Below are 10,654 nucleotides of genomic sequence, written 5' to 3' on the forward strand. Positions count from 1 at the left end.
CAAATCATGGATGTTGCTATGTCGTTTCCCTCTTCTTCGGTGCGCGCCACTGCCGTGCCCGTTTTATTGCTGCTGTTGATCCTTGCGATTACGCTCAGTCTGCTGGTCGGCGCGAAGCCGCTGCCCGCGTCCGTTATCGTTGATGCGCTCACCGGCACCTGTCAGAGCGCCGACTGCGTTATCGTGCTCGACGCCCGCCTGCCCCGCACCCTTGCCGGGCTGCTGGCCGGTGGCGCACTCGGCCTTGCCGGTGCGCTGATGCAAACCCTCACCCGTAACCCACTGGCGGACCCCGGCATTCTCGGCGTCAATTCCGGCGCCAGCTTTGCCATCGTGCTCGGCGCGGCGCTGTTCGGGTTGACCTCTCCGTCTGAGCAGCTGGTGATGGCCTTCTGCGGCGCGCTGGCCGCCTCGCTGGTGGTCGCATTTACCGGCAGCCAGGGCGGCGAGCAGCTGAGCCCGGTGCGCTTAACCCTCGCGGGCGTAGCGCTCGGCGCGGTACTGGAAGGGCTGTCTAACGGCATCGCCCTGCTCAACCCGGACGTCTACGACCAGCTGCGCTTCTGGCAAGCCGGCTCGCTGGATATCCGCACCCTTGAAACCCTGAAAGTGGTGGCGACCCCGGTGATGATTGCCGCTGCCGTGGCGCTGCTTTTAAGCCGTTCGCTCAACAGCCTGAGCCTCGGCAGCGACACCGCTACCGCGCTTGGCAACCGCGTCGCGCGCACGCAGCTCATTGGCCTTCTTGCCATCACCGTACTGTGCGGCAGCGCGACCGCCGTGGTCGGCCCGATTGCCTTTATCGGCCTGATGATGCCGCATATGGCGCGCTGGCTGGTGGGAGCGGATCACCGCTGGTCATTGCCGGTGACGTTGCTTGCCACTCCTGCACTGCTGCTGTTTGCGGATGTACTCGGTCGCCTGCTGGTGCCCGGAGAGCTGCGCGTGTCGGTGGTCAGCGCCTTCATCGGCGCGCCGGTACTGATTTTCCTCGTGCGCCGTAAGCGCGGAGGTGGCGCATGATGGCCCCGTCCCGTCGGTTAATCATCAGCGTTGCCCTGCTGACCGTCGTCATTTTGCTGCTGGCGGTCTGGAGCCTGCGCAGCGGCGCGGTCACGCTCGACGTTGCCCAGGTCTTTAACGCCCTTACCGGCCGCGCACCGCGCACTATCACCCTGGTGGTGACGGAGTGGCGACTGCCGCGCGTAGCGATGGCGATTCTGGTGGGCGCGGCGCTCGGCGTCAGCGGTGCGATTTTCCAGTCGCTGATGCGTAACCCGCTCGGCAGCCCGGACGTGATGGGCCTCAACACCGGGGCCTGGAGCGGCGTGCTGGTGGCGATGGTGCTGTTTGGTCAGCACCTGACGGCCATCACTTTTACGGCGATGGCGGGCGGCGTTCTCACTTCCCTGCTTATCTGGGCGCTGGCCTGGCGCAACGGTATCGACACCTTCCGCCTGATCATCATTGGCATCGGCATACGCGCCATGCTGATGGCCTTTAATACCTGGCTCCTGCTGCAGGCCTCGCTGGAAACCGCGCTCTCCGCCGGGCTGTGGTACGCCGGCTCGCTCAACGGCCTGACGTGGGGCAAAACCTGGCCCGCCGCGCCGCTGATTTTGCTGATGTTTATCGGCGCGCTGCTGCTGGTACGGCGCATGCGGCTGCTGGAGATGGGCGACGACAGCGCCTGCGCGCTGGGCGTGGGCGTTGAGCGTTCACGCCTGATGCTGATGCTGGTGGCGGTATTACTGACCGCAGCCTCTACGGCCATCGCCGGGCCGATCTCGTTTATCGCGCTCGTGGCGCCGCATATCGCGCGTCGTCTTAGCGGGACGGCGCGCTGGGGACTCACTCAGGCGGCGCTCTGCGGCGCGTTGCTCCTGCTGGCCGCCGATCTCTGCGCCCAGCGGCTGTTTATGCCTTATCAACTTCCGGTGGGCGTAGTGACCGTCAGCCTTGGCGGGATTTACCTCATCGTCTTGCTCGTTCAGGAGTCACGCAAGAAATGACCGATACCACCACCCGCTTGCGCGGCGACAACCTCACCCTCGGCTACGGCAAAAAAATCATTGTCCGTGATTTAACCGTTGCGATACCTGACGGCCACTTTACGGCAATTATCGGCCCGAACGGCTGCGGTAAATCGACCCTGCTGCGCACGCTGAGCCGCCTGATGACGCCGGTTGAGGGCAGCGTGTTTCTCGACGGCGAGCAGATCCAGCGCTTCGCCAGCAAAGAGGTTGCCCGGCGCATCGGGCTGCTGGCGCAGAATGCCACCACGCCAGGGGACATCACGGTGCAGGAGCTGGTCTCGCGCGGGCGCTACCCGCACCAGCCGCTGTTTACCCGCTGGCGTAAAGAGGATGACGAGGCGGTCAACCGGGCGATGCGGGCGACAGGAATTACCGAGCTCGCCCTGCAAAGCGTGGATACCCTCTCCGGCGGGCAGCGCCAGCGGGCGTGGATCGCGATGGTGCTGGCGCAGGAAACCTCCATCATGCTGCTGGACGAGCCGACGACCTGGCTGGACATCAGCCACCAGATTGACCTGCTGGAGCTGCTGAGCGAGCTGAACCGTACGCAGGGATATACCCTGGCGGCGGTGCTGCATGATTTGAACCAGGCGTGCCGCTACGCCACGCATTTGATTGCGCTGCGCGACGGCGAGATTGTGGCGCAGGGCGCGCCAAAGGAGATTGTGACGCCGGAGCTGATCGAGCGGATCTACGGTATGCGCTGCATGATTATTGACGATCCGGTGGCGGGCACACCGCTGGTGGTTCCGTTAGGTCGGCGGTAATTGCCGGGTGGGGGCTACGCCTTACCCGGCCTACGGGAGCCGAGTGTAGGCCGGGTAAGGCGTAGCCCCCACCCGGCGCTTTTGACGTTATCCCAATATCTCCCTCAATACCGGCCCTATCGACTCAAACGCCTGCGGTGAAATGATATCCACGTGGGCGCAATCCTGGCTGTACACCTCAAGCTCCGCTACCCACGGCGACCACGCGACCTGCGGATCCATGGTGCGCGTGCGCTCGGCAACAAACAGCGTCGCTTTACCCTCAAACCGCGCGCTGTGCGCCGTGGTAAGCAACCGCACCGCATCAGCGTAGTTGCCCTCAATGGCGTTAAACAGCTCGCTGGAGCCCTGCCCCTGCTGGGCAGCGATAAACGCCTGGCGCTCGCGCTCGATTTCCGCCAGCACCTCCGGGTCAAGGCCGTTGGCCTCTTTCTCCGCCCAGTTCTGGGTTTCCGGCGGCCAGGTATCCAGCAGGCCGAGGAAGGCCACTTCTTCCCCCAACTGGCAAAGACGCGACGCAATGCCCTGCACCAGCGTGCCACCGAGAGAATAACCGAACAGATAGTATGGCCCCTGCGGCTGTTGTATACGCAACGTGTTCAGGTGATGTTCGATCGCCCCATCCAGGTCCGCACACTGCTGCATTGGCCCGCCCGGGCGCGGCGACTGAATGCCCATGATGGACCAGCGCGGGCTGAGGTAGCGCGCCAGTACGCTGAACTGCCACGCAAAACCGGACGCCGGATGGAAGCAGAACAGCGTCGGACCGCTGCTTTCACGCAGCGGAAGAAGGGTTTCAAACCCCAGACGCTGAGCCTGCTCGTCGCTCATCTGCGAGTCCAGCAGCGCGCTGAGCTTGTTGACCGTGGAGGCGACCATAACCTGTCCCGGCGTGACCTTGCGGGCAAACGCGCGACTAAGCTGTGCCGCCAGGCGCATCGCCAGCAGCGAGTGGCCGCCGAGGGCAAAGAAGTCGGCCTCAATGTCGTTGACCTCGCAGCCCAGCAGCGCGGCAAACGCCTGCGCGACAGCCACTTCGGTTTCCGTCTTTGGCGCACGCCCAGAGGCTTTGCGAGTAAGTTCCGGCATCGGCAGCGCCTTGCGGTCAAGCTTGCCGTTCGCGCTGAGCGGCAGCGCGCTGATTTGCAATAAGACCACCGGCACCATATGCGGCGGCAGCTGGGCTTTGAGCGATTCCAGCAGCGCGTCGCGGTCCAGCGGCAGACCCGATTCAGAGACGACGTATCCCACCAGCTGGCGGGCATCGCCGCCGGTTGCCGCCGCCTGGTTGAACACGCAGGCGTGCGCCACGGCCTGGGCCACGTCCGGCAGCGACTGCATCGCCCGGTCGATTTCACCCAGCTCAATGCGCTGACCGCGAATTTTTAGCTGATCGTCGCTGCGGCCCAGATACTCCACCGCACCGTTGTCCAGCCAGCGGGCCACGTCGCTGGTGCGGTACATCCGCTCGCCAGGGGCAAACGGATCGGCGATAAAGCGGCTGGCGGTGAGGTCCGGACGGCCCAGATACCCCTGAGCCAGCTGAATGCCGGTGAGATACAGATCGCCCGCCACGCCGAACGGCACCGGGCGCATCATCGCATCCAGAATGCGCAGCCCCGTGTTCCACACCGGGAAACCGATCGGCACGCTGTTGCCCTCCACCGCCGCCAGCTCAGGGCCATACGCCGGATACCAGCTGACGTCCACCGCCGCTTCCGTCGGGCCGTAGAGGTTATGCAGTGGCACATGGGTCAGATGTTCCCACTCGCGACACAGCTCCGTCGGCAACGCTTCGCCGCTGCAAAACACCTGTTTAAGCGTCCGGCAGCAGTCGACGTTTTCCGGCGTCAGCGAGGCGACAAACGCCGCGAGCATCGACGGCACAAAGTGGGTGGTGGTCACGCCGTACTGCGCGAAGAAGCTCTGCATCGCCTGCGGATCGCGGTGCGCGTCCGGCTCGGCCATCACCAGCTTCGCCCCGGCGATAAATGGCCACCAGAACTCCCACACCGACACGTCAAAGCTGCACGGTGTTTTCTGCGCCACTACGTCGCTCGCGTTCAGAGGGTAGTGATCCTGCATCCACTTCAGGCGGTTAACGATAGCGGTATGGCCCACCATGACGCCTTTCGGACGCCCCGTCGAACCGGAGGTAAAGATGATGTACGCCGTCTGCTCCGGCTTCGCCAGCCGCAGCTGTTCAACACCCGCAGTCGGTAACAGTGTGTTGTAACTAAAGGTAGTCATCGACAGATCGCTAAAGCGCGGAAGCTGCTCGTCGGTGGTGATCAGCAGGGACGGCTTCGCGTCCTCCAGCATCATCCGCAGACGGTCGTCCGGGTAGCCGGTGTCCAGCGGCAGCCACGCGGCGCCCGCCTCCACAATGCCGTGCAGCGCCAGCGTCAGGAACACCGAGCGCGGCAGGGCCACCGCCACGCTGTCGCCGGGCTTCACGCCGCGTTCGCGCAGCAGGTTTGCCAGCGCGACGACCTGCTCGCGCATCTGACGGTAGCTCAGCTCAACGTTTGCATCCGCCAGCGCGGGGGCGTCCGGCGTTTTGTTCGCCTGCTCCGCCACCAGCCCCGCGAGCGTGGTGGACGGCAGCGCCAGCCCGGTATCGTTGATGCGCGCAAGCTTTGCGTATTCCTGTTCTGAAACGGTTTCCACTTCGCCACAGCGCAGGTCCGGGTTGGCGGCAAACTGCATCAGCATCGCGTTCAGGCGCGCGACGTGGCGGGCGAGCGTTGCTTCGTCATAACGCTGTTTACTGGCGAGGATCTCAATGCGGAGATCGCCCTGCTCGTCCGGGAACAGCGCCAGCTCCAGATCGTTCACCGGGCCGGTTGCCAGCGTGTGGGTGATGGCCTCCACGCCGTCGATATCCAGCTGATAATCGAACATCTTTATGTTCAGCACCGGGCCAAACAGGGCTTCGTCGCCTGCGGCCTTCCCGCTGTCGCGTACGATCTGCTCGGCGTCGTAGCGCTGGTGGCGACGCATTTTTTTCAGCTGGTTAGCCAGGCGCAGCGCCAGCGCGGGCAGGCTCTCCTGCGGATTAATATTGACCGCCAGCGGCAGGACATTGAGCACCGGGCCGGTCGCGGTCAGCGCGGCGGACCCCATCCTGCGCATAAAGATAAACCCGGCGGCGTAGTCCAGCCGTCCGGTGAGGCGCCCAAGCCACAGCGCCACCAGCGCAAGCGCAAGATCGGTGCGCTGCACCTGCCCTGCCGACTGCGCAAGCTGGCTAAAGGCACGACCGTCGGCGGCAATTTTCAGCCGCAGGATATCCGTTGTCGCTGCACGACCCGGCAGCGGCGCGGAAGAGAGCGAGACCGGAGAAGGCAGCTGCTTGCTCTGCTCAGCCCAGAAGGCACCGTCGCGCGCGTATGCCTCGCTGTCGCGATAGCGCTGATACTCTTCCACCACCTCGGCAAACGGCGTGAACGGGGATTCAGGCGTCGGTTCGCCCTTTTTCCAGGCGGCATAAATCGCGGCAATCTGACGGGTAATGGCCGGGAAGCTGAAACCATCTACCACCAGATGATGATAGCGCTGGTACCAGTACCACTGACGCTCGCCGACCTGAATCAGCTGGTGAAACGCCAGCGGCTGGCCGCTGTCGACGCGCAGGTTCTGGTTGAGATCGGCCTCCATCAGCGCCACGGCGGCGGCGTGGGAATCAACGCGAACGATGGACGGCTCAGGCAGAATTAAGGTTTCATCCACCCACTGCCACACCTCGCCGTTGTCCTCATTGAAACGCATCCGCAGGGTATCGGCCTGCATCATGCCTTGCGCAATGGCTTTTGCCAGCAGCGGCGCGTCAATATCGCCGTTCAGTTCGGTGTAGTGCGCCACGCTCCAGGCGTTTGGCAATGTTGACAGCTGTTCCGCCATCCAGATCCCCGGCTGGGCGGCAACGAGAGGAAGACGGTTCATGCGTTCCCCTCCGCAAAATGAGACGGTTCCAGCGTTTGCCAGCGTTCCGCCAGCCACTGCTGGCACGCGTCCTGCGATTGCGCTTCGCATACCACGCGCCACCCTGCCGGCAGCTCGCACTGTTGCGGCCACAGGCTGTACTGCCCCTGGTCGTTTTGCAAAATGGCGAACTGTCCCTGCGGGTTATCGAAAGGGTTGCTGAATTCCATACAGACTCCGTTATTGAATAAGCGGCTGCCAGAGGGTCATCAGCCCCTGCGTCAGCCCTCCGCGCCAGCAAAGCGCGTCGTGCCCGCCGTCGACCTGACGCCAGTAAACCTGCTGCTGCGCGCATAGCTCGGCGTAAATCACCTGATTAGCATTGAAAATCAGCGGCTCGTTGCGCCCGGCCTCAAGGACGATGCGCAGCCCGCGCGCGGTTATCTCACCCGCTTTAAGTTGTTCGATTAACAGCCCTTCCTGCTGTCCGCCACGGTGCGGCCACCAGTAGGAGCCGGACTGGCTCAGCACGCAGCCAAAACGCCGGGGCCAGTTCAGCGCGGCATAAAGGGAAGAGAGGCCGCCAAAGCTTTGCCCAGCGACCACGGTACGGTCGGCGCGGTCGCTGAACGGCGCGTGGTTTTTGACAAGAGGGAAAAGTTCCTCCTGTACCGCCCGCCAGAAATCGGGGTTACACGGCAGCTCGTGGTTGCGATGCTCCATGTCGATCGCATCGATTAACACGTAAACCGCAGGCGGCAGTTTGCCTTCGAGAGTAAGTGATGAGAGCGCAGGCCAGACAGGCATGCTTTCAGCCCAGAATTGGCCGTCGAGCAGCACCGCCAGCGGGCGTTCCGGGTTATCGTCCCCGGTGGTGAAAATCCATACGCGACGGCGGTTCTTCAGGCGCGCGCTTTCCCATTCAATGCAGACCGGCGCGTTGTGGAGCGTATCCGGATAATGCCAGCCCGGCTGAACCGGGGCTTCCGGCATCTCCAGCGCCGAGACGGCATGACCGCGACCGCCGCGCCAGCTCTGCGGATTCAGCGGGTCAGACACCGCGTGCGGCAGCAGTTTGCGCCAGCCTTCGCGCAGCGCCATGCGTTCCGGCTGCTGACCTTCAAATACCGCGTCGGCAAAATCGTCTTCATTCACAGAGGGGATAAAACAGTAGCTCCCGCGCCACTCGGGGCTGAACTCGCCCTGCCACTGCCAGACGTCGGTATCCGGGATGCGTTCGAGGGACTGCGGGCGGGCATTTTGATGGTGATCGGTCACGCCGGTGATATAGATCCAGACGCGTTTGGTCGGTGACGAATGTTGCGTTCCTGCCGGGTCACGCCACCAGAACGTGACGCGATATTGTCCCTTTTCCGGTGTCCATTCAGGCCCTTTTTTCGACTGCCACCACGCTTCACTTCCCGTTGTTAACGCCGTCACCCTTATAACCTCATGTTTAACAGTCTTTTTTGTTTCAAGACAAACTTTATTGATAATATTATTGATAACTATTTGCATTTGCAATAGCGTAGTGGCCGCGCTGTGGGAAGCGCGCTCAAAAAACAATCATGCCCAACATGCGGGTGACAACATGCCGCCTCCTCTCCCCTTCGGGAATGGAGACAGGGGATGCGGCGCGAAAAGCAGGACATACAATGAATAAGAAGATTCACTCCCTGGCCTTGCTGGTCAATTTAGGGATTTACGGCGTCGCGCTGCCAGCCCTGGCAGACGACAACACCGCCTCCGCGCAGCACGAAGATACGATGGTTATCACCGCCGCCGAGCAGAACCTGCAGGCGCCGGGTGTATCGACCATCACCGCCGATGAGATCCGTAAAAACCCGCCCGCGCGCGACGTGGCTGAAATCATCCGAACCATGCCGGGCGTTAACCTGACCGGGAACTCCACCAGCGGCCAGCGCGGGAATAACCGTCAGATTGATATCCGCGGCATGGGGCCGGAAAACACCCTGATCCTGATCGACGGCAAGCCGGTGACCAGCCGTAACTCCATCCGTCTGGGCTGGCGCGGCGAGCGCGACACGCGCGGCGATACCGGCTGGGTGCCGCCAGAGATGATTGAGCGCATCGAAGTAATCCGCGGCCCGGCGGCCGCACGCTACGGCAACGGTGCGGCAGGTGGCGTGGTGAACATCATCACCAAAAAGTTCGACGACCAGTGGCACGGCTCCTGGAACACCTACCTGAATGCGCCAGAACATAAGGACGAAGGTTCCACCAAACGCACCAACTTCAGCCTGAGCGGCCCGCTCGGCGGCGATTTCAGCTTCCGCATGTTCGGTAATCTGGACAAAACGCAGGCCGACGCGTGGGACATCAACCAGGGTCACCAGTCCGATCGTACCGGTGCCTACGCCGACACGCTGCCTGCAGGCCGCGAGGGTGTGGAAAACAAAGACATTAACGGCGTGGTTCGCTGGGACTTCGCGCCAATGCAGTCCCTGGAGTTTGAAGCAGGCTACAGCCGTCAGAATAACCTCTACGCCGGCGATACCCAGAATACCAACAACGACAACAGCTCCAGCGGCCTGGTGAAGAAAAACTACGGCAAAGAGACCAACCGTATCTATCGCCAGAACTTCGCGGTGACCTGGAACGGCGGCTGGGATAACGGCATCACCACCAGCAACTGGGCGCAGTACGAGCACACCCGCAACTCCCGTCTGGGCGAAGGGCTGGCGGGTGGTCTGGAAGGGCTGTTCAACAGCAACAAATTCACCGACACCGACCTGGCCGACGTGATGCTGCACAGCGAAATCAACCTGCCGATTGATTTCCTCGTCAACCAGAACCTGACGCTGGGCACCGAGTGGAACCAGCAGCGCATGAAGGACTCGACCTCCTTCACGCAAACCCAGCAGGGCGGCACTATTCCGGGCGTGAGTAACGATCGAAGCCCGTACACGTCGGCAGAGATCTTCTCGCTGTTCGCCGAGAACAACATGGAGCTGACGGACAGCACCATGCTGACCCCGGCACTGCGCTTCGATCATCACACCATCGTCGGCAACAACTGGAGCCCTTCCCTGAACCTGTCGCAAGGTCTGGGGGATAACTTCACGCTGAAGATGGGTATCGCGCGGGCCTATAAGGCACCGAGCCTGTACCAGACTAACCCGAACTACCTGCTCTACAGCAAAGGCCAGGGCTGCTACGCAAGCTCCGACGGCGTGGGCTGCTACATGATGGGCAACGACGACCTGAAGGCCGAAACCAGCATCAACAAAGAGATTGGTCTGGAGTGGAAGCGCGACGGCTGGCTGGCGGGCGTAACCTGGTTCCGTAACGACTATCGCGACAAGATTGAAGCGGGCTACGCACCGATTGGCCACACCTCTTCCGGTAAGGTGCAGACCGATATCTACCAGTGGGAAAACGTGCCGAAGGCGGTAGTTGAAGGCCTGGAAGGCTCCCTGAACGTGCCGGTCAGCGACACGATTAACTGGACCAACAATATTACGTACATGCTGCAGAGCAAGAACAAGGAGACCGGCGACCGCCTGTCGATCATCCCGGAGTACACGCTGAACTCGACCCTGAGCTGGCAGGTCCATCAGGACGTGTCGCTCCAGTCAACCTTCACCTGGTACGGCAAGCAGCAGCCGAAGAAGTACAACTACAAAGGTCAACCGGTAACCGGCTCGGAGAAAGACGAAGTCAGCCCGTACAGCATCGTTGGCCTGAGCGCGACCTGGGACATGACCAAAAACGTCAGCCTGACCGGCGGCGTGGATAACGTCTTCGACAAGCGCCAGTGGCGTGCGGGTAATGCCCAGACCACCGGAAATGCCACTACCGGTGCGTATATGTACGGTGCGGGAGCGTATACGTATAATGAGCCGGGTCGTACCTGGTATATGAGCGTGAATACGCATTTCTAGGTGAAAGCAAAACGGCAACCCT

At 62.4% G+C, this 10,654-nt stretch carries 7 protein-coding genes; 4 read left to right on the forward strand and 3 right to left on the reverse strand.

The features are described from left to right. The first annotated feature begins 18 nt into the window (after positions 1-18). The 3 genes from fepD to fepC are packed head-to-tail and all read left to right on the forward strand — an operon-like array spanning position 19 to position 2,803. Positions 19-1,023, forward strand: a complete 1,005-nt coding sequence (gene fepD, locus E3U32_RS08890; protein WP_134348482.1) for a Fe(3+)-siderophore ABC transporter permease — start codon at positions 19-21, stop codon at positions 1,021-1,023. Further along, positions 1,023-2,012 (forward strand): iron-enterobactin ABC transporter permease, encoded by a 990-nt coding sequence (fepG, locus tag E3U32_RS08895; protein ID WP_134348656.1) that lies wholly within the window; start codon positions 1,023-1,025, stop codon positions 2,010-2,012. The genes fepD and fepG overlap by 1 nt, the downstream gene beginning before the upstream one ends. Further along, the gene (gene fepC, locus E3U32_RS08900; protein ID WP_134348483.1) at positions 2,009-2,803 is read left to right on the forward strand and encodes an iron-enterobactin ABC transporter ATP-binding protein; all 795 of its coding nucleotides are present in this window, start codon (positions 2,009-2,011) and stop codon (positions 2,801-2,803) included. Before fepG ends, fepC begins: the two co-directional genes overlap by 4 nt. Positions 2,804-2,890: 87 nt before the next feature. Here fepC and entF read toward each other — a convergent pair whose 3' ends face one another. Genes entF through fes form a run of 3 tightly spaced genes read right to left on the reverse strand, consistent with a single transcriptional unit; the run spans position 2,891 to position 8,167 of the window. Continuing rightward, positions 2,891-6,748, reverse strand: a complete 3,858-nt coding sequence (entF, locus tag E3U32_RS08905; protein ID WP_134348484.1) for an enterobactin non-ribosomal peptide synthetase EntF — start codon at positions 6,746-6,748, stop codon at positions 2,891-2,893. Next, positions 6,745-6,957, reverse strand: a complete 213-nt coding sequence (locus E3U32_RS08910; protein ID WP_134348485.1) for an MbtH family protein — start codon at positions 6,955-6,957, stop codon at positions 6,745-6,747. The genes entF and E3U32_RS08910 overlap by 4 nt, the downstream gene beginning before the upstream one ends. 10 nt (positions 6,958-6,967) lie before the next feature. Next, entirely contained in the window at positions 6,968-8,167 is a 1,200-nt protein-coding gene (fes, locus tag E3U32_RS08915; protein ID WP_134348486.1) for an enterochelin esterase, read from the reverse strand. Between the two features lie 215 nt (positions 8,168-8,382). Between fes and E3U32_RS08920 the strand changes: the two genes are divergently transcribed. Beyond that, positions 8,383-10,632: a TonB-dependent siderophore receptor gene (locus tag E3U32_RS08920; RefSeq protein ID WP_134348487.1), complete on the forward strand. Its 2,250-nt coding sequence runs from the start codon at positions 8,383-8,385 to the stop codon at positions 10,630-10,632. The last annotated feature ends 22 nt before the right edge of the window (positions 10,633-10,654 follow it).

Source organism: Lelliottia nimipressuralis (assembly GCF_004402045.1).
GTDB classification, from domain to species: Bacteria; Pseudomonadota; Gammaproteobacteria; order Enterobacterales; family Enterobacteriaceae; genus Enterobacter; species Enterobacter chinensis.